Raw genomic sequence first — 22,964 nt, 5'->3', positions numbered from 1 at the left:
ATATAAATAAACAAAAACAAGGAAACCATCATGCAAGCACTCGTACTGGAACAGGCGGAAAAAATCACCTTGCGCGACATCGACGTGCCGCTCGTCGTCGGCGCGCGCGACGTGAAAATCAAGATCCACACGGTGGGCATCTGCGGCAGCGATGTGCATTATTTTAAACATGGCAAGATCGGCCCCTTCGCGGTCGAAGCGCCGATGGTGCTGGGCCACGAGGCCTCCGGCGTGGTGGCCGAAGTGGGCGAGCAGGTCACGCACCTGAAAGTGGGCGACCGCGTCTGCATGGAACCGGGCGTGCCGCAGTTCGATTCGCCGGCCACCATGCGCGGCCTGTACAACCTGGACCCGGCCGTGCGCTTTTGGGCCACGCCGCCCATCCATGGCTGCCTCACGCCGTATGTGGTGCACCCGGCCGCGTTCACCTTCAAGCTGCCCGACAACGTCAGCTTCGGCGAAGGCGCCATCGTCGAACCGCTGGCCATCGGCCTGCAGGCGGCCAAGAAGGCAGCCATTAAGCCGGGCGACGTGGCGGTGGTGATCGGCGCCGGCACCATCGGCGCGATGACTGCCCTGGCGGCGCTGGCGGGCGGCTGCTCGCGCGTGATCCTGGCCGACCTGGTACCGGAAAAACTGGCGCTGTTCGCCGGCAATCCCGCCGTGACCACGCTCGACGTGCGCCATGCCAGCCTGGCGGACACGGTGCGCGAGCTGACGGACGGCTGGGGCGCTGACATCGTTTTTGAAGCCAGCGGCAGCATGCGCGCCTACGACGGCATCATCGACCTGCTGTGCCCCAACGGCTGCCTGGTACTGGTCGGCATGCCGCCCGATAAGGTGCCCTTCGATATCGTCGCCATCCAGGCCAAGGAAGCGCGCATCGAGTCCGTGTTCCGCTACGCGAACATCTTCCCGCGCGCCATCGCGCTGCTGGCCTCGGGCAAGATCGACGTGAAACCCTTCATCTCGCGCACCTTCGACTTCGCCGACGGCGTGCGGGCGTTCGAGGAGGCGGCCAAGGGCCACCCGCGCGACGTCAAAATCCAAATTGAACTGGCCTGAACCAGTAATTAACAACACCTAACAAAACCGTAGCGAGCGGAAGGGAGAGGTGGCTAAGAAGCGCAACCGTACGAAGGTACGGTGAGCATCGCAGGCCGCCTATACCGACGCGCAGCAGGTTTTGATTGGTGTACTAAAAAGACGGAGAGTAATCATGGCAAACATCGCCTGCAGGCAGTTGCACAAGACTTACGACCACAAGACGGCGGTGCTGCAGCCGTTCGACCTGGAGATAGACGACGGTGAATTCATCGTCCTGCTGGGGCCATCGGGCTGTGGCAAATCGACGCTGCTGCGCATGGTCGCGGGACTGGAAGACATCAGTGGCGGCGAGTTGCTGATCGGCGGGGCCGTCGTCAACGACTTGCCGCCGCGCGAGCGCAATGTGGCGATGGTGTTCCAGAACTACGCGCTGTATCCGCACATGACGGTGTACGACAATATCGCCTTCGGCCTGCGCCGCCTGAAGGTGCCGGCCGACGAGATCGAGCGCCGCGTGCGCGAGGTGGCGGCCATCCTCAGCCTGGACAGCCTGCTCGATCGCAAGCCGCGCGCCATGTCGGGCGGCCAGCAGCAGCGCACGGCCATCGCGCGCGCCATGATCAAGACGCCGCAGGTATTCCTGTTCGATGAACCGCTGTCGAACCTGGACGCCAAGCTGCGCGCGCAGCTGCGTGCCGACATCAAGCGCCTGCACCGCCGCCTGCGCACCACCACCCTGTACGTGACGCACGACCAGCTCGAGGCGATGACCCTGGCCGACCGCGTGGTGCTGATGAAGGGCGGGCATATCGAGCAGATCGGCACGCCGGCCCAGTTGTACAACCATCCGCGCACCCTGTTCGCGGCCGGCTTCATCGGCACGCCGGCCATGAACTTCATCGACGGCGTGATCGAGAGGGATGGCGAGCGCACCCTGCTCATTTGCTCCGGCTACCGCTGGCCGTTGACGTCGCCCCGTTTCGCGACGCTCAAGTCGGGCACGCGGGTGGTGTTCGGCTTGCGCCCTAACCACTTGCGTGCCGCCACGCCGCAGGATCAGCAGCCTGGCAGCGGCGCAAGCCATGGCCTGGCGTGCGTGATCGACCTGGTGGAATTGCTGGGCGCGGAAGCGCTGATCAGCTTCCAGTGCGGTGCACTGACCCTGTCGGCGCTGCTGCCGGCGAACGCCGCCAACAGCGCGGCGCAAGTGGGCCAGATGCTGGCGCTGGCTTTCGACGAAGAACACATCCATCTGTTCGATGCCGACACCGAGCTGGCCCTGGCGGTAAGTGCTTAAGTATTAGAATAGGCACCACCGAGACTGTGCAAGGGAACCGCCGTGACGCCTGACCTGGAACTGATCCACAAACCGATACACGAATCGTTTCGCGCGTGGGCGCACGGCTATCCGCATGTGGTGGCGAAATGGCATTTCCATCCCGAGTACGAACTGCACATCATCACCACGTCGACCGGCAAGTTTTTTGTTGGCGACCATATCGGCAGTTACGCGCCGGGCAACCTGGTGCTGACGGGACCGAATTTGCCGCACAACTGGGTCAGCGAGCTGGCCGAAGGCGTGAGCCTGCCCGCGCGCGACCTGGTGCTGCAGTTTTCCAGCGACTTCATCGACCGCTGCGCGCTGCTGTTCCCGGAAATGGCACCCCTGAAAACGCTGCTGGGCGAGGCGGGCAGGGGCTTGCAGTTTCCCGACGCGCTGGGCTTGCGCCTGGCGCCGCTGATGGCGGAACTGACGACGGCGCAAGGCCCGCGCCGGGTGGAACTGTTCGCGCGCCTGTTCGGCGAGCTATGCGGCTGCCGCGAACGCCGTGCACTGGCCAGCGTCACTTATCTGGCACAGGCGGGGCGCTACATGTCGTCGACCATCAACCTGGTGCTGGCGTACATCAAGCAGAACATCACGCTCGATTTTTGCGAGCAGGACGTGGCCGACGTGGCGGAAATGAACACGCTCAAGTTCACGCGTTTCTTCCGCAAGCATACGGGCACCTCCTTCATCCATTACGTGAACCAGGAGCGCATCGCGCTGGCCTGCGAGCTGCTGATGAATACCGACATGAAGGTCACCGATATCTGCTACCGCACGGGTTTTAACAATCTGTCCAATTTCAACCGCCAGTTCCTGGCCCACAAGCAGATGTCGCCGTCGAAATTTCGCTCCTGCCTGCACATGAACATGCCCGAGTCCTTCCCCTGACGGCCGGCTTTAATCACTTTTATACATGGAACCATCGTGACATATCTCGGTATCGATATCGGCACTTCCGAAGTCAAGGCCATCCTGACCGACGACGCGCAAACCATCCTGGCCAGCAGCGGCGTGAGCCTGCGCGTGTCTAGCCCCCATCCCGGCTGGTCGGAGCAGAACCCGGAGGACTGGTGGCACGCCACGCTGGATGTGATCGCGGCCATCCGCAGCGCCCAGCCGGTGGCGTTTTCCGGCCTGCGTGGCATTGCGCTGTCGGGCCAGATGCATGGTGCCACGCTGCTCGACAAGCAGCAGCACGTGCTGCGCGCGGCCATTTTGTGGAACGATACGCGTGCCTTTGCCGAATGCGTGGAACTCGAAGCGCTGGTGCCCGAGTCGCGCGCCATCACGGGCAACCAGGCCATGCCCGGCTTCACGGCGCCCAAGTTGCTGTGGCTGCAAAAATACGAACCGTCGCTGTTTCGCGCCATCAGTAAAGTCTTGCTGCCCAAGGATTACGTGGCGCTGCGCCTGACGGGCGACTGCGTCTCCGACATGTCCGACGCTTCCGGCACCCTGTGGCTGGACGTGGCCAAACGCGACTGGTCCGAACGCATGCTGGCGGCCACCGGTTTGACGCGCGAGCACATGCCGCGCCTGGTCGAAGGCAGCCATGCCGCCGCGCAGGTGCGCCCGGCGCTGTGCCAGGAATGGGGCATCGCACATGCGGTGCTGCTGGCCGGCGGCGCGGGCGACAATGCCGCCGCCGCCGTGGGCCTGGGCGTGGTGGAAGCGGGCGCCGGCCTGCTGTCGCTGGGCACCTCGGGCGTGCTGTTCGCCGGCAGCGATGGCTTCGCGCCCAATCCGGGCCAGGGCGTACACGCCTTCTGCCATTGCCTGCCCGGGCGCTGGCACCAGATGAGCGTGATCCTCAGCGCCGCGTCCAGCCTCAGTTGGGTGGCGCGGCTGACGCAGTCGTCCGACATCGGAGAGTTGGTGACGCTGGCCGAAGGCGTGGACGCGCGCACGGCACCGATCTTTTTACCCTACCTGAGCGGCGAGCGCACGCCGCACAACGACGCCACGGCGCGCGGCGTGTTTTTTGGCCTGTCGACGGAACATGGGCGCGCCGAACTGGCCTACAGCGTGATGGAAGGCGTGGCCTTTGCCATGGCCGACGGCAATGCGGCCCTGTGCAGCGCCGGTACGCAGCTGGAAGAAGCATCTTTCGTCGGTGGCGGTTCGCGCAGCCGCTTCTGGGCCCAGCTGTGCGCGAATGCGTCGGGCCTGAACGTGCTGCGGCACGACCATGGCGTGGCTGGCGGCACCCTGGGTGCGGCGCGCCTGGCGCAGATGGCGGTGACGGGCTTGCCGCCCGCGCAGGTGTGCACGCGCCCGCCCGTGCAGGAAACGATCGCGCCGCAAGCGTCCGCCATGCTGGACGAGCGGCTGGCGCGCTACCGGCGTTTGTACCCGCTGCTGCGCGAAGAGTTCGCGGGCGCGGCCGCGGCGGCGCGCTAGGGCTGCCAACAAGATTGCCGGCCCGACCATGCTGCGATCCCGGCAATATGGCCAGACAGTCAACCTTCCCGTGTAATTTGTTGTTTCTGTGTTGAAAGTGTTTCTCTAGCGAAAGCACCGCTTGGTTTTTCATGGGGTGCGCGGCATGATTTCCTCATCTGGTGAGAATTGGATAGTTTTGGTGGCGTCTTTGTTGCCATCCTGTTCTTGCCGCCGGGAGAAACACATGCAACTCGCGAATCTGAAAATCTCCGTCCGCCTGGGTCTGTTGGGCGCCTTCTTCTTTCTTGCGCTGGTGTTCGTTGGCGTGCGCGGCTGGAGTGCGCTCGATGCGGCCAGCGCGCGCAGCGCGGAGGCCATGCAGCGCTCCGTGGCCTTGACGGAAGCGGTCGATGCGGCGCGCAGCGCGCAGGTGGAATTCAAGATCCAGGTGCAGGAATGGAAAAACATCCTGCTGCGCGGTGGCGATGCGGCCGCCTTCCGGCGCTACCGCGAAGCGTTTGTCGCCAGCGGCGCGCAGACGCGCAAGGAATTGGCCGGCTTGCAGGCCATGATGGCCGCGTTGAAACTCGATACGGCGCCCGTGGCGCAAGCGCTGCAGGCGCACGACGCGCTGGGCGTGAGCTACCTGGCGGCGCTGCAGCAGTATGACGGCGCGCGCGCCGACAGCGCCCACGCGGTCGATGCGCTGGTCAAGGGCATGGACCGCGAACCGACGCGCCAGATCGACGCCATCGTCGCCACTATCGGCAAGCAGTCGCACAGCCTGATGGCGCAGATGAAGGAGCAGGATACGGCCGCGCACCGCAGCGCCAGCATCGCCATGCTGGCCACGGTGCTGGTGACCCTGGTGGTCGGCAGCGTCACCGTGTGGTGGCTGATCCGCAGTATCACGGTGCCGCTGGGCGCGGCCGTCGGCATCGCCCAGCAAGTGGCGGCCGGCGACTTGCGCGCCGTGGTGGCCGACAGCAGCCGCGATGAAATCGGCGACCTGCTGCGTGCCTTGAAGGCGATGAGCGGCAACCTGGCCGACATCGTGGGACGGGTGCGCGCCGGCACGGACGCCATCGCCACGGCGTCGGGCGAAATTGCCAACGGTAATATGGACCTGTCTTCGCGCACGGAGGAACAGGCCAGCTCGCTGGAAGAAACGGCTGCAGCGATGATCGAGCTGACCTCCACCGTACGGCAGAATAACGACAACGCGGACCAGGCGCGCCAGCTGGCCGGCGGCGCGTCCGACGTGGCGCAGCGCGGTGGCGAGGCAGTGGCGCAGGTGGTGCAGACCATGAGCCATATCAATGCTTCGTCGAAGCGTATCGTCGACATCATCGCCGTCATCGACGGCATCGCCTTCCAGACGAATATCCTGGCCCTGAACGCGGCCGTGGAAGCGGCGCGCGCGGGCGAGCAGGGACGCGGCTTTGCCGTCGTTGCCACCGAAGTGCGCAGCCTGGCGCACAGGTCGGCCGCGGCGGCCTTGGAAATCAAGCAGCTGATCGGCGAATCCGTGCGCACGGTGGAAGAGGGCAGCGTGCTGGCGGGCCAGGCGGGGCGCACGATGGACGATGTGGTCAGCAGCGTGCAGCGCGTGAACGCCATCATCGGCGAGATCGCCGTGGCCAGCGTGGAGCAGCGCGACGGCATCGAGCAGATCAGCATCGCCATCAGCCAGATGGATGGTGTGACGCAGCAGAACGCGGCCCTGGTGGAGCAGGCCGCCGCCGCCGCGGACGCGCTGCAGCAGCAGGCTGCCAGCCTGGCCGACGCCGTCAGCATCTTCAAACTGCATGCCGTTCCCGGCGTGGCCGCGCCGGCCCGGAGACTGTCGCTGACCTGATGCAGGCCCGCCCCGCGCCGCTTGATGCCAGTCAAGCGGCGTCCGATCAGGCAAATATCGCGCCGAAATTCTTATACTATTTCCTTTCCGCATGGATCTGCGCCCGGCCGCATGGCGCGCGTTGCAAAGGAAAACCATGTTCTTCACTTTCCGCCTGCCGGGTGACGCATGACGGCGCTGCTGCTGGCGCTGTGCCTGACCCTGGCCGTAGTGCTGAGCGCGCTGCTGGCCTGCCAGTGGCAGGCGGCGCGCATGTGGCGCATGCGCCATGCGACGGGCGTGGTGCTGCAGGCGGCGCAGGCGCAGCGCATGGCGGATGCGCTGGCGCTGTTGCACGCGCTGCCGGCAGCCGTCGTCGGCACTGACCACGATGGCGTGGTGCAGTACATGAATCCCCGCGCCAGCAGCATGGGTGGCTTGCTGGGCGACGATGGCCTGGGCCAGCCTGTGACCGAGCTGCTGCCGCTGTTCCACGACGGCGCGCCTGTCGATGCGGCGCGCCAGGTGCGCGACTGCGTGGCGCGGCAGGAAGTGCTGGAAGTGGCGCGCGGCGCCGTGCTGCTGCGCCATCTCGATGGCAAGCGCATCGACGTGCAGTACAGCTGCGCGCCGCTGGCGCAAGGTGGCGCGGTGCTGCTGCTGCACGATGTCTCGGCGCGCCGGCGCGCCGAGCAGCAGCTGGAATTCATCGCCCATCACGATGGCTTGACGGGGCTGCCGAACCGGCTGCATTTCCAGATCCGCTTTGAGCACGGCATCGCCTACGCGCGCCGCCACCAGGCTTTGCTGGCCGTGCTGTTCGTCGATATCGACCGTTTTAAATCCATCAACGACAGCCTGGGACACGACGTGGGCGACCAGGTGCTGACGGAGTTCGCGCGCCGGGTGCAGCAGTGCGTGCGCAAGGTCGATACGGTGGCGCGCCAGGGCGGCGATGAATTCATCATCCTGCTGACGGAACTGCGCACGGCTCACGATGCCGAGCGAGTGGCCGAAAAGATTGTCGCCGCCATCGCCGCGCCCTTCGTCATCGGCGAATACAGCCTGTCGGTGGCGGCCAGCGTGGGCGTGGCCCTGTACCCGGACGATGACGACGACGTCAATGCGCTGATCGAAAAGGCCGACCTGGCCATGTACGCGGCCAAGCGCCACGCGCCGGGCACTTGTTTGCGTTACGCCGCGCGCATGCAGACGCAGTCGTATTCGCGCACCATCCTCGAGACAGCCCTGCGCCATGCGCTCGAACGCAACGAATTCGCCCTGTTCTATCAGCCGCGCATGGACCTGAAGACGCGCAGGATCACGGGCGTGAAGGCGCTGCTGCGCTGGAAGCACCCGGAACTGGGGCTGATGATGCCGCTCGACTTTTTACCGGTGCTGGAAGAAAGCGCCTTGATCCTGCCGGTGGGCGCCTGGGTGCTGGCCACGGCGGTGGAACAGGCGCGCAGCTGGATCGCGCAGGGGCAGAGGCTGACGGTGTCCGTCAGCCTGTCGGCGCGCCAGTTCTACCAGCGCGATATCGCGCGCAATTTCGCCGCCGCGCTGGAGGCGGCCGGCGTGCCGGGGCACTGCATCGAGCTGGAAATCGCCGCCGGCATCCTGATCGACCGCAACCAGAATTGCGAACTGATACTGCGCCAGTTCCGCCAGCTGGGCATGGCAATAGCCATCAGCGATTTCGGCACGGGCGACGCGTCGCTCAATTACCTGAAACGCTTTCCCACGGATGCCGTGAAGATCGAAAAGTGTTTCGTCGACGACCTGGGCAAGCCCGGTGGCGACGGCGCCATGGTGCGCGCCATCGTGGCGATGGCGCGCACGCTCGGGCTGCGCAGCATCGCCGGCGGCGTGGAAAGCGGCGCGCAGCTGGAACTGCTCGCCGAGATGGGCTGCGACGAGGCGTTCGGCTACTACCTGGGCCGCGCCATGGCACCCGAGGGCATCGAGGTGCTGCTCAAAAGTAGTGAAGTCATTCAGAACTGATAGCGCAGCGACAGCATGGCGTTGCGCGGATCGCCGTAGTAGCCGCCCATGCCCGTCGAATAGTACTTCTTGTCGAAGACGTTATTGACGTTCAGGGTCGCCACCAGCTGCGCACTGACCTGATACTGCGCCATCAGTCCCGCCACCGCATACGCCTTTTGCGTGAAGCGTTCGCCATTCGGCCCGCGGTCATCCATGTAGATATCGCTCTGCCAGTTCACGCCGCCGCCCAGCACCAGGCCAGGCACACCCTGCGCCAGGCGCCAGGTGGTCCACAGCTTGGCCATGGCTTGCGGCTGGTTGGTCTGGATGCGTGCGCCGGCGGCATTGCGGATGCGGCTGTAGGCATAGCTGGCCGTCAGTTGCCAGTCGGGGCGCAGCTGGCCCGAGACTTCCGCTTCGACGCCGCGCGTGGTGGCGCCCTTGACCGTGTGATAGGCGTAGGAACCGCCGCCCGTGCCGATGATCCAGACATTGCCCGGATCGGCTTCTGCCAGGTTTTCCTGCTTCAGCTGGAAGACGGCTGCGCTGGTGGTGAGCTTGCCGCCGAAGAATTCGCCCTTCGCGCCCACTTCATAGTTCTTGCCTTCCAGCGGCGCCAGGAAGCGGCTGTTGACGTCGCGTTGGCTTTGCGGCGTGAAGATGCTGGTGTAGCTGGCGTAGGCCGACCAGTGCCGGCCCAGGTCGTAGACGAGGCCCGCATACGGCGTGATCTTGCCGTTTTCGCGCATCGCATCGTACAGGTCCGCGTCATTGACATAGTCGCTGCGGATGTCGCGCTTCCAGTACGACAGGCGCGCGCCAATAATCACCGACAGCGCATCCGTCGGGCGCAGGCGCAGGGTCGAATACAGGCCGCTTTCGCGTTCCTTGTCGTACGAACTGCCCAGGCGCGTGCCGCTGTAGTCGGGCACCGGCATGGCGCCATTCCAGGCGTGGATATCCGGCACCGTGTAGTCATAGCCATCGAGGCGCCAGCCCGGATAGATGGGGCTGTTCGTCTTGAGTTCCGAGGCGCTCACGCCCAGCACCAGTTCATGCTGGCGGCCGAAGGCCTGGAACGGGCCGCTGACATAGGCGTCGAGCGAGGTCTGTTGCGGCTTGCTGTGCCAGTTGGCCAGCCACAGCCGCATGCCGCCGCCCGTCACGCGCTCAGGGTAGCCATTGCCGGAAAAGCCCTGCAAGGCGTCGTACTGGTTGCTGCTGCGGCTCACGGCCAGCTTGGCGATCCAGTCGTTCTCGAAATAGTGGTCGAGCGTCGCGAACAGCATGCTCTGTTCGCGCTCGTACGTGCTCCACGCGGCCGTGCCGTTCATCGAGCGGGGGAAGCGCGTCTGCGAGCCGTCGGCATAAAACATGGGGAAGTCGCGACCTGCGCCTTTCAGCTTTTCCTTCTGGTAGTTGATGCCGGCGCTGAGCACCGTCGATGGCGTCAGGTCCGCTTCGACGATGGCGTACAGCACGTCCTTTTTCTGGCGGTAGCGGTCGATGAACGAGCGCTGGTCTTCATGCGCGGCGACGAGGCGCGCGCGCACCTTGCCATCCGCCGTCAAGGGCGTCGAGACATCGCCTTCGATGCGGTAGCGGTCCCATGATCCCAGTTGCGCGCCGGCCGTGGCGGCAAAGCTGCGGCCCGGGCGCTTGCGCACCAGGTTGACGGCCGCCGACGGGCTGCCCGTGCCGCTGATCAGGCCCGTCGCGCCGCGGATGATTTCGACCCTGTCGTAGATAGCCATGTCGTAGGTGCGCGCTTCCAGGTTCTTGCTGGTCGGGATGCCGTCGAACATGTACGACGTCACTTCAAATCCCCTTGAAAACACCTGGTCGTATTCGCGCGTGCTCGACGAATGGTCGACCGTGATGCCGGGCGCCTGGACCAGCACGTCCTGCAAGGTGCGCAAGCCCTGGTCTTCAATCTGCTGGCGCGTGATGACGCTGACGGCTTGCGGCGTTTCGCGCAGCGACAGGTTCAGACGCGTGGCGCTGGTCAGCCCCGCGTAGCCGCGCTTGCCTTCCGTGGTGCCATCGCGCAGGGCGCTGGAGCTGACGGCTACTTCATCCAGGGTGGCGGCAATCGGCGCACCGTGCGATGCAGCGCCCGCCTTGCGCAGCACGTAGCTGCGTTCCCCGCTGGGCAGTGCTTCCAGTCCTGTGCCGGCCAGCAAACGGGCCAGTGCCTGCGGCACCGTGTAGCTGCCGTTCAGACCTGGCGTACGCACGCCTTGCAGCAGTTCGGCCGCCGCGCCCACGCTCACTTTGGCCTCGATGGCAAAGCTGGCGATGGCGGCGGACAGCTCGCCAGCCGGCACGTTGAAGGCCGTTTGCGCGGCGGGCGGCGCGGTGGGCAGTTCTGCCGCCATGGCCGGTGCCTGCGCCAGCGACAGCAGGAACACGGCGCTGCCGACGGCGCGCGCGAGGGGAGTCAAACGAGGTGGGTGCATGGTCTGGCCTTTCTGGTGGAGTGTCGTTGTCGTACTTACAGGACAGGCCATGCCGAAAAAAAGGGCCAACTTTTATAAACTATTTTTTGCGGGCCGCGATGGTGACCCAGTACGGGGTGCGGTACAGCACGTCGACGGGCAGCATGCGCGCCAGGTTTTCCAGCACGGCGTCCGTGTCGTCGAGCTGGAAGGCGCCCGTCAGGCGCAAGCCCGCCACTTGCGGTTCCACGCGCAGCAGGCCGGGGCGGTAGCGTGACAGCTCCAAGGCGAAGGCATCGAGGCGCATGTCCTGCGCCGCCAGCATGCCGTGCACCCACGCATCGGCTTGCGGCGGCGCCGGCGCGGGCAGGCCGGCGTGGCTGGCGTCGAATCGGTTTTGCTGTCCCGCCATGAGCATGCGCACGGTGGCCGAGGGCGCGCGCGGCGTGATTTCCACCGCGTGTTCGAGCACTGTCACGCGGCTGCTGTCGTTGTCGACGCGCACGGTGAAGCGCGTGCCCAGCGCGCGGATGCGGCCATGGCAGGTGGCGACGATGAAGGGTCGACTGCCCGCGTGGTCGGGGCGCGTCTGTATCAGTACTTCGCCGCGGCGCAGCGTCAGCCGGCGTTCATCGGCGCCATACGCCACATCGACGGCGCTGTCCGTGTTGAGCACCAAGGTACCGCCATCGGGCAAGGATACTACACGCCGTTCGCCCACGCCGCTGCGGTAGTCGGCCAGCATCTCGTGGCGCACCAGCAGCCAGGCGGCGGGCGCCGCCATCAGCGCCAGCAGTACCTGCACGGCCACGCGGCGCTGCGGCCGGCGCAGCACGGGCACGGCCAGCTCCGGCGGCAGAAAATTAGCTGTCTGGCTCACCTGCTGCACCCTGTTCCAGGCGCGCGCATGTTCCGGGTCGCGCGCGCGCCATTCGGCCGATGCCGCCAGATCATCCGGTGTGGCCTGGCCCGACTGCTCCAGCAAAAACCATTCGACGGCCTGGCGCGCCACCTTGCGCGACAGCAGAGGAGATGGTGGAGTGGCCGCGCTCATGCCGGCAAGTCCGGTGCCAGCAGCACGCATTCGGTCAGCGCCTCGGCCATGTAGCGCTTCACGGAGCGCTCGCCGATGCCCAGTTGCGCGGCGATGTCCGCATACGCATGGCCTTCGATCTGCGCCATGATGAAGACGGCGCGCACCTTCGGTTTCAGGCCGTCGAGCATGGCGTCGACCGCTTGCAGCGCCTGCAGGATTTGCGCGCGCTGCTCGACGGAGGGCTGGTACTGCTCTGGCTGCGCGGCCAGCGCATCGGCCCACGCGCGTTCCAGCGACTGGCGCCGTAAATGATTGATCAGCAAATGCTTGGCGACGGTGGCCAGGTAAGCTTTCGGCGCGCGCAGGGCTGGCGTTTGCGGCTGTGCGGGGGCAGCGGCTAGCAGGCGGATGAAAGTGTCCTGCATCAGGTCGGCCGCATCAAAAGCATTGCCCAGGCGCCGCTGCAGCCAGTGCACCAGCCAGCCGTGGTGTGCGCGGTAATGGCTTTCCAGCTGCGTGGGCAGCAGGAGCGAGGGCGCAAACGGACTGTCCGGCATGGCCATGATGGTTACAGCACTGCCAGCGCAATAACGGCCAGCACGGCCGCGCCGCCGATGATGCGCGCCAGGCGCATGGCCTGGTGCGGCGCATAGGGCAGCAGCCAGATCAGCAGCAAGCCGCAGCCCGTCAGGCTGCCGACCCAGTAGACCAGGCCATAGCCGCCGCCGGCGATGTGCATGGCCCAGGCCAGGGCGGCCGCCAGCGCCAGCCAGCCGGACCACTGCAGCCGGCGGCGCAGTGGTGCGGCTGGCTCGGTGCCGCGCCCATGCAGGTCGGCGTAGTGGCGGTCCATGGCCAGGCACAGTGACGACAGGCCCGCATAGCACAGGGCAAAGACGAGGAAATTGGCTATCAGCTCCATCACGCGGTCTCCATCGTCGTTGCCGGCTTGGCGGCGTGTGTGGTTTTGGCCGCCTTCACGGGCAGCGGTTTTAACTTGAACGCCGCATACGCGAGACCCAGGCCCAGCGCCAGCACCACCAGGTCGAAGGCGGCCACCGCCACGGGGCCGCGGCCCAGGAACAGGGTCACGCCCAGGTGCGAATTGGTCGTGAAGACGTTCAGCACGGGCAGAGACGCCAGCAGGAAGGCGCCCACGGCCAGTTGCATGCGCCACATCGCGCGCGAGGGGCGCAGCTGGGCGATGATGGCGGCCAGGGCCCAGGCGCCGAAGAAGCAGGCGATTTCTTCCTTCGAGCGCTCTTCCATCGCCACCGGCAGCAGGCGGTTGGCCCAGAAGTAGGCGCCGAAGGCGATCGGGATGCCGGCGATGGCGCCGATGTTGAGCGCTTCCACCAGGCGCAGGCCGAAGCTGGCGCGCTTGCCGGCAGCCAGCGCCTTGGCTTGCTTCTGGCGCGTCTTGACGGCCCACAGCAGGGCGCCCGTGGCGACCATGGCGCAGCCGGCCAGGCCGGAGAGGAAGAACAGCGCGCGCAGCAGCGGCCCGCCGAAATGCGCGACGTGCAGTCCGACCATGACGCCTTGCGTGGCGGCGGCGCCGGGCTGCGCGTCGCCATCGTTCGACAGAAGCTTGCCGGTGACGCCATCGAATTCCATCGACGGCTGCTTCGACGACATGTCGCGTCCGCCGGCGCGCGTCAGCGAAATGGTGGCGTTGGCGTCGCCCGGGTGATTCACGGAGATGCGTTCGACCTTGCCGCCCCAGTGCTGTTCCGCCTGGCGCACGAGCGGTGCCAGCGGTGTCAGCGGCGCGGCTACGCCGGCCGGCTTGCTGTCGCCCGAGCGGCCGGGGAACGCCTCCGCGAAGAAGGCGTCCTGGTCGCCCTTGTAGGCGGCCGTGGCGCCGGACGGCATGTACAGGAACATCAGGGTGACCAGGCCCGTGTAGGTGATCATGATGTGGTAGGGCAGTGCCAGCACGGCCGTCACGTTGTGCGCGTCGAGCCACGAGCGCTGGCCCTTTTTCGGACGGAAGGTAAACAGGTCCTTGAAGATGCGCTTGTGCGTGACGATGCCGCTGATGATGGAGACGAACATGAACATGGCGCAGAAACCCACGATCCAGCGGCCCCAGATGGCCGACATGTAGTGCAGGTCGAAATGCAGGCGATAGAGGAATTCGCCGCCGCGCGTCTCGCGCGGCTTCGATAGCACCTCGCCCGTGGCCGGGTCGGCTTTTTCGCTGTGAAAATTGCCGCGCCGTCCGCGTTTCTTTTCGCCGGGTTGCGATGGCTTGCTCCAGCCCAGCTGCGTGGAGGGATTGCGCTCGCCGGGCAGGCTGATGAACCAGCGCGTGGCGCCCGTGGCGCGCTCCTGCATCGCTTTTTGCGCGACCTTGGCCGCTTCCTCGGTGCTTACCTGGCTGGCGGCGGCGCCGTGCAATTCGGGCTGCATCCACAGGGTGATTTCATTGCGGTAGTAGCTGGCCGTGCCGGCGCAAAACACCAGCAGCAAAATCCAGCAGACGAGCAGGCCGGACCAGGTGTGCAGCCATGCCATCGACTGGCGGAAACCTTCTTTCATGCGAGACTCCAGGATAGTGCGTCCATCGACTGCAGGATGGCGGCGATGACGGCGGCGGGAATCAGCAGACCCAGCCAGGCGCGCAGGGCGCTGCGCGTGGCGAAGACCCACATCACGGCGCAGGTGTAGATGGCAAACGACAGCAAGGTGGCCGTCATGACGGCTTCGGAACGGGCCATGGGCAGGCTGACCGACAGCAGCATGGTGACCAGCGCTGCCAGCACGTAGCCGCCAACGATGGCGGCCACGCTGCGCGACGCCACGCCGAGGCGGTAGACGGCGCCGGCGGAGAGCCGCAGGCGCGGCATTTTAATGATGGCTGGCGCTTGCATGGTCAGTCGTGATCCTTGCTCGGTGGCAGGGCCGGGCCGGCCGGCAGTGGCGTCACGCCTTGCGGCTGCAGCAGGCTCAGGGTGGTCACGAACATGGCCTTGTCATAGGCTTGTGTGCCGCGCTGGCCGGCCGTCTTGTCCGTGTGCTGCACTTCCAGTACATAGGTGCCCTTCCATGGCAGCGGGAAGCTGACCAGGCCTTGCGCATCGCTCCACGCTTCCTTGCCCCAGCCCGATTGCACCACGGCGCTGACCTTGGCTTGCGCCAGCGGCTTGCCCTGGTAGCTGACCTGGAACTGGCCCGGTTTGCCGGTTGGCACCAGGTCCAGGGTCAGCGCGGGCGTTTGCGTCTTGCTGTCGGCGATCAGGCGCGCGGCGGGAATCCACACGGTGCGCGTGGCCTTGCCATCCTTCTTCTCTTCCCATGACGGGTAATTGTCTTCCTCGACGATGATACTTTCGCCGGCGCCCACCTTGCCATTCAGGATGAACGCGCCGGCCGTCTTGCTTGCCTGCAGCGGCTGCGCGCCCTTGGCCGAGATCCATGTCACGTTCTTGATGCTGAACTTGTCCAGCAGGCCGGGCGACGCTTCGCGCAGGTTGTCGCCGAACTCGCCGAAATACACGCTGGCTGCTTTGCCGTCCTGCTGCAGCCAGATCTGGTGCGCGCTGGCCGAGCCGGAAGCGAGGGCTGCGCCCAGCAGGGCGGTGGCGAGGACGCCGAGGCGCGCGATGGAATCGATGTGCATGGTGTATCCCTTATCTTTTTATGTGAATGGAAAATCGGCCGCGTTCCCGGGGGACTGCGGCCTGCGATGCATCAGTACTGGTAGCGCAAGTTCAGCGCCACGTTGCGCGGTTCGCCGTAATAGCCGCCGTTATAGAAACCCACACGGCGGAAATACGTCTTGTCGAACAGGTTGTTGACATTCAGGCTGGCCGAGAGTTTCGGGCTGATCTGGTAGCGCGCCATCAGGTTGGCCAGCACGTAGCTGCCCTGGCTGACCCGGATTTTGCTTTTGTTCGGCAGGGTGGCCATCGTCCAGATTTCGTTCTGCCAGTTCAAGCCGCCGCCGATGGTGAGATTTTGCAGCTCGCCCGGCAGGCGGTAGGTGGTCGAGACGCGCAGCATGTTGGTCGGCTGGATGGTGTTGGTCACCACGCCCTTGCCCGTCTTGGATTTGCTGTGCGTGTAGCCGGCGAACAGCTGCCAGCCACTCAAGGGACTGCCCGACACTTCCGCCTCGTAGCCGCGGCTTTTCGTGCCCTTGCCCGTCGAGATATAGGGACGGCTGCCGTCCGGCAGCACAAAGGTCAGCGGCACCGATCTGTCTTCCTCGCCCAGGTTGTCCTGCTTGGCTTCATACACGGCGAACGAGGCGTTCACGGCGCCGTCGAAGAATTCGCTCTTCACGCCCGCTTCCACGTTGCTGCCCGTGATCGGGTCGAGGAAAGCGTTGTTCTTGTCCTTCAGGTTTTGCGGCTTGAACAGGTCCGTATAGCTGGCGTACAGCGAAGTGCTCTTGCTCACATCGAGCACCATGCCCGCGTAGGGCGTGACGACATCGTCCGTCTTGTAGGCCGAGCTGCGCTTTTCAAAACGGCCCTTGGTGTCGTAGCGGTCGTTGTAGGTTTCCCACCTGGAGACGCGCGCGCCGGCCAGCACCTTGAAGCTGTCCGTGACATTGATGCGCGTGGCGATGAAGGCACCCGACTGTTTGGTGGTGGCGACGTCGCGCGCACCCGTGCGCGTCAGGCTGGGTTCAGGCACATCGCCCGTCCAGTTGCGGAAGTCGGGGATGGTGGTGGCAAATGGCAGCGGATCGGGCAGCAAGGTTTCATTCGTCGTGCCGACGCGCTTCCAGCCGTTCACGCCCAGCACCAGGTCGTGCTGGCGGCCGAACAGGGGGAAGGTGCCGTTGGCCGCCAGGTCGAAGTTGTCCTGCTTTTCATCGTAGGGGAAGGCGCCGCTCCAGACTTCCAGGCCGCTGCCATCGCGTTTCGGATAGCCGCTGCCGCCGTAAAACAGCTTGCCGTTCGAGGAGCTGTCCAGGCGCCCGTAGGCGGCCTTGATCTTCCAGTCGTTGGCGAAGCGGTGTTCGAGATAGACATAGCTGTTCTGGAACTCGCGCTCCCAACTGCTCCACTTGGCCGCCATGTTGAACGAGCGCGGCATGTTGGCCGGCGTGCCATCAGAGAAGAACAGGGGCGTGGTGCCCCAGCTCGTGCCCTTCGGCGTATTTTTCTGGTAGTCGATACCGGCCGTCAGCAACGTTGCAGGCGTCAGGTCCGCCTCGACGATGACGGCGCCCACCAGCTTGCGTTCCTTGTACAGGTCCATATAGGAATGGCGGTTCTGGCCGGCCACGACGACGCGCCCGCGGATGCTGCCATCGGCATTGAGCGGCGCACTGATGTCGCCTTCCAGGCGGACTTTGCTCCAGGAACCCAGCGTCAGGCCGGCCGAGGCGGCGAACTCCTTGCCGGGACGCTTGTGCAGCATGTTGATGGTGGCCGACGGGTCGCCATTGCCGCTGACCAGGCCCGTGGCGCCGCGCACGATTTCGATGCGGTCGTAGATGGCCGTGTCGAACAGCGCATTGGAGCCCGAATTGACGGCCACGCCATCGATCTGGTAATTGCCGATGGAAAAGCCGCGCGCCGAAAAGTTCGTGCGTTCGCTGTCGTTTTCCTGCACCGTCACGCCCGTCGACTGCACCAGCACCTCGGCCAGGCTGTTCAAGCCCATGTCGTCCATGCGCTGGCGCGTCACCACCGAGATCGATTGCGGCGTTTCGCGGATCGACAGGCCCATGCGCGTGGCCGTGGCCATCTGCTTTGTCGTGTAGGAACCCGTATGCTCGGTCGATGCCTTGTCTTGCTGGCCCACTACCTTGATCTCGCTCAAGGTGGCTTCATCGGGCTTGGCCGGCGCCTCGGCAGCCAGGGCCGCGCCGGCGCCCAGCGCTGCCGTCAGCAATGCGGAATGTACGGCGATGGCCAGCGGGCGCAGGGCAACGTGGGGAACCGGTGGGGAAAACGGGCCGGTAGCGATACCGGCCAGCGAACGTGCTCGCGCCATGAAACATCCTTCTTCTCGTGTGCCCACCGTCGAGCGGCTGGCGTTGTTGGTATGGGAGGCTTGCTTGGCGGTGGTGCCTGGCTGGCGCAGTCTGTCATCCAGCCGCGCATCAGTCAGGCGACTGTGTGCAGGCTCCGGTGGGAGTCGTAAATGTGAATGAGAACTATTCTTATTATAGTGTGGGGTTGCGAGACATGCAAGAGTGAGGTGTAGCATTGCTGCAGCCAGCTTAAGCGGTTTACCGCACCGTGGCAGGCGTACAACGCTTTGCCCTGCGGCCAGCATCGGTTAACATTGGTAGTTAATATGGAGATAACATGGCTATTCAAATCATCAATACGGCGCCGATGGCCGGCCAGCGGCCCGGCACCTCGGGCTTGCGCAAGAAGGTGGCGGTCTTCAGCGCACCGCAATACCTGGAAAACTTCGTGCAAAGCGTGTTCGACACGCTCGGCGACTGCCATGGCCAGACGCTGGTGCTGGGCGGCGACGGGCGTTACTACAACCGCGCGGCCATCCAGACGGTGCTGCGCATGGCAGCCGCGCACGGCTACGCGCGCGTGCTGCTGGGGCAGGGTGGCATATTGTCGACACCGGCCGTCAGCTGCGTCATCCGCAAGCATGGCGCCAGTGGTGGCCTCATCCTGTCGGCCAGCCATAATCCGGGTGGCCCCGATGGCGATTTCGGCATCAAGTACAACATCGCCAATGGCGGACCGGCGCCAGAAAAGGTCACGGAAGCCATGTTTGCGCGCACGCAAACCATCACCGAGTACCGCATCAGCGACGCGGCCGACATCGACCTCGACGCGCCGGGATTGACGCGTATCGAGCAGATGACGGTCGAAGTGATCGATCCCGTTCTTGACTACGCGGAACTGATGCAGCAGCTGTTCGATTTCGATGCCATCCGCGCCCTGTTCGCGGGCGGCTTGCGCATCTGCTTTGACGGCATGCACGCCGTTTCCGGCCCGTATGCGACGGCCATCCTGGAAGGCATGCTGGGCGCGCCGAAGGGCAGCGTCATCAATGGCGTACCCCTGGAAGACTTTGGCGGCGGCCATCCCGACCCGAATCCCGTCAACGCGCAGGAATTGATTGCCATCATGGCCGCCGCCGATGCACCGGACTTCGGCGCCGCCTCGGACGGCGACGGCGACCGCAACATGATCGTCGGCCGCCGCTTCGACGTGACGCCCTCGGACAGCCTGGCGATTTTGGCCGCCAACGCCAGCGTGGCGCCCGGCTATCGCGCCGGCTTGAAGGGCATCGCCCGCTCCATGCCCACATCGGGAGCGGCCGACCGGGTCGCTAGCGCGCTGGGCATCCCGTGCTACGAGACGCCGACGGGCTGGAAATTCTTCGGCACCCTGCTCGATGCCGGCATGGCCACCCTGTGCGGCGAGGAAAGCTACGGCACGGGATCGAACCACGTGCGCGAAAAGGATGGCCTGTGGGCCGTGCTGTTCTGGCTCAACCTGCTGGCAGAGAGAAAACAATCGGTGGAAGACATCGTGCGCGCGCACTGGGCCACGTATGGTCGCAATTACTACTCGCGCCACGATTACGAAGACATCGACAGCGCCGGTGCGCAGCAGTTGATGGACGCCGTGCGCGGCCAGCTGGCCGCCTTGCCGGGCCAGGTGTTCGATGGCTACACGGTGGCGCTGGCCGACGATTTCAGCTACACGGACCCCGTCGACGGCTCCGTGGCGACGCAGCAGGGCATCCGCATCATCATGACGGATGGCGCGCGCATCGTGCTGCGCCTGTCCGGCACGGGCACCGATGGCGCCACCCTGCGCCTGTACCTGGAGCGCTATGAGGCCGATCCGGCGCAACATGGCATCCCGACCCAGGAGGCGCTGGCGGGACTGATCGCTGTGGCCGAGCAGCTGGCGCAGATCCGCGAGCGCACGGGGCGCGACGCGCCCACAGTGACGACGTAAAAAAAGGGCGCCCTCGGGCGCCCTTCTTGATTGCGGCAGATCAAACCGGCATCATGCTTTCGCCGGCACGGCGGCCTGGCGGTAGTTGTCGACCATCTTGTAGTTGCGTGCATACAGGCCGAAGGCCAGCATGGCCACCGCTGCAAAGGCGGCGAAGAAGAACATCTGGAAGGCCGTCACGCTGATGCCGCTCTCGGCGATCTTGCCGATCACGCCTTCGTTCATGACGCTGCGGTTGACGATCAGCACCCACAGGTTGCCTACCGTGGTCGACAGATTCCAGAAGCTCATGATGGCGCCCTTCATGGAGACGGGCGCCTGGCTGTAGGCAAACTCCAGCCCTGTCGCCGAGACCAGCACTTCGCCGAAGGTCAGCAAGGCGTACGGCAGGATTTGCCACATGATGGAGACGGCGTTGCCGCTGTCGAGGGCCAGCTGCAAGAGGCCAATGACGATCCACGCCAGAGAGGAAAAGCCGATACCGGCCGTCATGCGGCGCAGGGCCGTCGCTTCCAGGCCGAAGCGGTTCAGCATCGGGTACAGCACCAGGTTATTGAACGGGATCAGCAGCATCACCAGCATCGGGTTCAGCGCCTGCATCTGCGCCGGCAGGAACCAGCTTGGTTTTTCCATGGTGTTCGCTTGCACGATCCAGGTCGAGGCCTTCTGGTCGAACAGCGAGAAGAACGGCGTGACGAGGGCGAAGATGACGAGGATGCGCAAGACGGCGCGCACGCCTTCGACGGCTTCATCCGGATGGATGCCGCGTGCGCGTTCCAGCTGCATGGCCGTGCCGATGCTGCCGAAGGCCAGCAGCAAGACCAGCGCCGTACACGCTGCAATCACGAAGCCCCATTCGGGAATGCTGTAGAACGCATACAGGGCGCCGATCACGCCGACGTAGGCCACATACAGGCCGGGACGCGAACCGCCATCGACACGCGCCAGCAGGGCCGTGCGGGCGACGCGGGTAAACGAGTCGGGATTCGGCGGCGCAGGCGGCACGTGCACGTACTTCTTGGCGCCCATCCAGAAGACGAGGGTAGCGGCCAGCATCATCAGGCCGGGGATGCCGAAGGCGATCGAGGGACCAAAGTCGCGCAGGAACATCGGCATCAGCAGCGAGGCGAAGAAAGAGCCGAAGTTAATGATCCAGTAGAACAGGTCGAAGACCAGCTTGGCCTTGTGCTTGTTGGTCTGGTCGAACTGGTCGCCGACAAACGAGGCGACAAGGGGCTTGATGCCGCCGGAACCGAAGGCGATCAGGAACAGGCCGAAATAAAAGCCGTTGACGCTGTTTTCAAACAGGGCCAGGCAGGCATGGCCGGCGCAATACACGAGGCTGAGCCAGAAGATGGTGTTGTACTTGCCGAAGAAGCGGTCGGCCAGCCAGCCGCCCAGCAACGGGAAGAAATACACGCCGATGACGAAGGTGTGGAACACGTGCTTGGCTTCGCCCGTGCGTTGATCGATCGGGATCATCAGCAGCAAGGTGCTGATGAGGAACGGCGTCAGGATGTTGCGCATGCCATAAAAGCTGAAGCGTTCGCAGCCTTCGTTGGCGATGATGTACGGTATTTGCCGGGGCATCTTGCCCGTGGCGGTTTGTGTCTCGGCCGATGACATTGGCTCTCCCCCAAGTTTTTTTTGTAAGCCGCGATGCTAAGGCCTGCCGCGTTTGCTTGCAACAGAAAAAACGGCCTGTCCGCTATTTCGCAGAGATTTGTAAGGTATTGATTTTCATAAAGACATTACTTTCGGCACTTGCACTTGCACTTGCACTGGCACGCGCCGGGCGGGGCAGCAACAGCTGCAGTGGCAGCATGCCCTCCGCTGCGGGACCGTCCGCCAGGGTAAAACCGCAACCCAGGTACAGGCTCAACGCCGCGTGGTTGTCCTGCGCCACGGCCAGGCACACGCGGCCCAGCTCGGGAATGGCGCAGGCGTGCGCGATGGCGACCTGCACCAGTTGCCGTCCCGCGCCGCGTCCACGCGCCTGCGGCGCCACATACACGCCCCACAGGCTGGCCTTGTCATGCACGACGGCGATCGGTTCGCGGCGCAGGCCGGCAATGGCGATCAATTGTTCCTCGTTGAAAGCGCCAAATATTATTTGGTGCGAGGTGGCGCGCAAGCGCTGGGCGATCTGTGCCAGCGGCAAGCCGCTTTCCGCTGCGTGCGTGGTGCAGAAGGCGGCGGGCAGTTCGGCGATGCCGGCCAGACGCAGCGCGCGGTAGGCGCTGGCGTCGTCTGGTGCAAGGAGGCGGACAGAGGTGGCGGGCATGTGGGCGAGTATCGGGCTTCGATGTCAGAAAGTAAACCTTGCGCTGCAACGCCAGCGTCCCTGGCCATCGCGCCCGCAGCCGGCCTGGGGCGTTATTGCGTGGCGATGCGCTGCATGGGCGCGTTGTCCTTGCGCCATTGTTCCAGGCTGATCAGGTCACCGTTGACGATATCGTCCACAAGGATGCGCTTGCCGTCGGGCGTGACGACAAAGCTTTCCCAGCGGTGGGCCGCGTCGGGCGTGCTTTCGAAAAAGCTCAGCTGATAGCAGGCGACGCCATCGACGAGGCGCGTTTCCGGCGACGTTTCCATCACGGCGCCGTGCGCGCGGCCGCCGGTAGCCTTTTCGATATGCGCCGACCAAGCCTTGATTTCCGGCAAAGCCATCAGCGCATCGACGGCGCGTGCGTTCTGCTCCTGCGCCGCCTGGCTGTTCGCGGCCGGGGCATTGCCGTCGTGCGGGGCGGACTGCTGGTGCAGGTAGAAAGCGCCGAGGCCGGCGGCCAGCAAGCCGGCCAGGATGCCGGCGATGATGGTGGTTTTGGAAGAAGAGGCGCGTGGCGGCATGATGGTGGCATGAGAAAGAAGGACGATGGCGGCCATGCTAAAGCAAAACGCGCAGGCCGGCAATCGCCGGGCTTGCCAACGGGCTTGCTAACGGGCTTGCCAAATGAATAGGCGAAAAAAAAGCCACCTTCCGTAGAAGATGGCTTTCGGG

General features: G+C 65.1%; 18 protein-coding genes. 7 read left to right on the top strand and 11 right to left on the bottom strand.

Features of this window, described 5'->3' with window-relative positions; genetic code table 11:
* Positions 1–30 precede the first annotated feature (30 nt).
* The 6 genes from ACP7EG_RS22355 (at position 31) to ACP7EG_RS22330 (ending at position 8,600) form a co-directional block, all read left to right on the top strand.
* Positions 31–1,065, top strand: coding sequence for an NAD(P)-dependent alcohol dehydrogenase (locus ACP7EG_RS22355; RefSeq protein WP_426089340.1), 1,035 nt, complete (start codon positions 31–33; stop codon positions 1,063–1,065).
* Positions 1,066–1,219: 154 nt separating this feature from the next.
* Entirely contained in the window at positions 1,220–2,344 is a 1,125-nt protein-coding gene (locus ACP7EG_RS22350; protein WP_426089339.1) for an ABC transporter ATP-binding protein, read from the top strand.
* Between the two features lie 42 nt (positions 2,345–2,386).
* Entirely contained in the window at positions 2,387–3,265 is an 879-nt protein-coding gene (locus ACP7EG_RS22345; protein ID WP_071075722.1) for an AraC family transcriptional regulator, read from the top strand.
* A 36-nt stretch (positions 3,266–3,301) separates the two neighbouring features.
* The gene (xylB, locus tag ACP7EG_RS22340) at positions 3,302–4,777 is read left to right on the top strand and encodes a xylulokinase (protein WP_426089338.1); all 1,476 of its coding nucleotides are present in this window, start codon (positions 3,302–3,304) and stop codon (positions 4,775–4,777) included.
* Between the two features lie 226 nt (positions 4,778–5,003).
* Positions 5,004–6,617: a methyl-accepting chemotaxis protein gene (locus tag ACP7EG_RS22335; protein WP_426089337.1), complete on the top strand. Its 1,614-nt coding sequence runs from the start codon at positions 5,004–5,006 to the stop codon at positions 6,615–6,617.
* A 168-nt stretch (positions 6,618–6,785) separates the two neighbouring features.
* The gene (locus tag ACP7EG_RS22330; protein WP_426089336.1) at positions 6,786–8,600 is read left to right on the top strand and encodes a putative bifunctional diguanylate cyclase/phosphodiesterase; all 1,815 of its coding nucleotides are present in this window, start codon (positions 6,786–6,788) and stop codon (positions 8,598–8,600) included.
* Here the strand turns inward: ACP7EG_RS22330 and ACP7EG_RS22325 are convergent.
* The 8 genes from ACP7EG_RS22325 to ACP7EG_RS22290 form a co-directional block, all read right to left on the bottom strand.
* Positions 8,591–11,041 (bottom strand): TonB-dependent siderophore receptor, encoded by a 2,451-nt coding sequence (locus tag ACP7EG_RS22325; protein ID WP_426089335.1) that lies wholly within the window; start codon positions 11,039–11,041, stop codon positions 8,591–8,593. The two genes, ACP7EG_RS22330 and ACP7EG_RS22325, sit on opposite strands and share 10 nt — an antisense overlap.
* Positions 11,042–11,120: 79 nt before the next feature.
* The gene (locus tag ACP7EG_RS22320; protein WP_426089334.1) at positions 11,121–12,074 is read right to left on the bottom strand and encodes a FecR domain-containing protein; all 954 of its coding nucleotides are present in this window, start codon (positions 12,072–12,074) and stop codon (positions 11,121–11,123) included.
* Complete coding sequence (locus ACP7EG_RS22315) at positions 12,071–12,613, bottom strand: sigma-70 family RNA polymerase sigma factor (RefSeq protein WP_426089333.1); 543 nt, start codon at positions 12,611–12,613, stop codon at positions 12,071–12,073. Before ACP7EG_RS22315 ends, ACP7EG_RS22320 begins: the two co-directional genes overlap by 4 nt.
* An 11-nt stretch (positions 12,614–12,624) precedes the next feature.
* The gene (locus ACP7EG_RS22310) at positions 12,625–12,978 is read right to left on the bottom strand and encodes a DUF3325 domain-containing protein (protein WP_426089488.1); all 354 of its coding nucleotides are present in this window, start codon (positions 12,976–12,978) and stop codon (positions 12,625–12,627) included.
* Positions 12,978–14,600: a PepSY-associated TM helix domain-containing protein gene (locus ACP7EG_RS22305; RefSeq protein WP_426089332.1), complete on the bottom strand. Its 1,623-nt coding sequence runs from the start codon at positions 14,598–14,600 to the stop codon at positions 12,978–12,980. Before ACP7EG_RS22305 ends, ACP7EG_RS22310 begins: the two co-directional genes overlap by 1 nt.
* On the bottom strand, positions 14,597–14,932 hold the full coding sequence (locus tag ACP7EG_RS22300) for a DUF3649 domain-containing protein (protein WP_096237615.1): 336 nt from the start codon (positions 14,930–14,932) through the stop codon (positions 14,597–14,599). The genes ACP7EG_RS22305 and ACP7EG_RS22300 overlap by 4 nt, the downstream gene beginning before the upstream one ends.
* A 2-nt stretch (positions 14,933–14,934) precedes the next feature.
* The gene (locus tag ACP7EG_RS22295; protein WP_426089331.1) at positions 14,935–15,681 is read right to left on the bottom strand and encodes a DUF4198 domain-containing protein; all 747 of its coding nucleotides are present in this window, start codon (positions 15,679–15,681) and stop codon (positions 14,935–14,937) included.
* Positions 15,682–15,752: 71 nt separating this feature from the next.
* Entirely contained in the window at positions 15,753–18,014 is a 2,262-nt protein-coding gene (locus ACP7EG_RS22290) for a TonB-dependent siderophore receptor (RefSeq protein ID WP_426089330.1), read from the bottom strand.
* Between the two features lie 317 nt (positions 18,015–18,331).
* Between ACP7EG_RS22290 and ACP7EG_RS22285 the strand changes: the two genes are divergently transcribed.
* Positions 18,332–19,963 carry an alpha-D-glucose phosphate-specific phosphoglucomutase gene (locus tag ACP7EG_RS22285; protein WP_426089329.1) on the top strand — a complete coding sequence of 544 codons (1,632 nt, stop codon included), beginning with the start codon at positions 18,332–18,334 and terminating at the stop codon, positions 19,961–19,963.
* Positions 19,964–20,014: 51 nt separating this feature from the next.
* Here the strand turns inward: ACP7EG_RS22285 and ACP7EG_RS22280 are convergent, their stop codons facing one another.
* From ACP7EG_RS22280 to ACP7EG_RS22270, 3 genes are all read right to left on the bottom strand, one after another.
* On the bottom strand, positions 20,015–21,589 hold the full coding sequence (locus tag ACP7EG_RS22280) for an oligopeptide:H+ symporter (RefSeq protein WP_426089328.1): 1,575 nt from the start codon (positions 21,587–21,589) through the stop codon (positions 20,015–20,017).
* 82 nt (positions 21,590–21,671) lie between these two features.
* Entirely contained in the window at positions 21,672–22,247 is a 576-nt protein-coding gene (locus tag ACP7EG_RS22275; RefSeq protein WP_426089327.1) for a GNAT family N-acetyltransferase, read from the bottom strand.
* 92 nt (positions 22,248–22,339) lie between these two features.
* Positions 22,340–22,849 (bottom strand): hypothetical protein, encoded by a 510-nt coding sequence (locus ACP7EG_RS22270; protein ID WP_426089326.1) that lies wholly within the window; start codon positions 22,847–22,849, stop codon positions 22,340–22,342.
* Between the last annotated feature and the right edge of the window lie 115 nt (positions 22,850–22,964).

It is taken from the genome of Janthinobacterium sp. PSPC1-1, from assembly GCF_049897625.1.
GTDB lineage: Bacteria > Pseudomonadota > Gammaproteobacteria > Burkholderiales > Burkholderiaceae_D > Janthinobacterium > Janthinobacterium tructae.
This window is presented reverse-complemented; position numbering and strand designations above follow the sequence as displayed.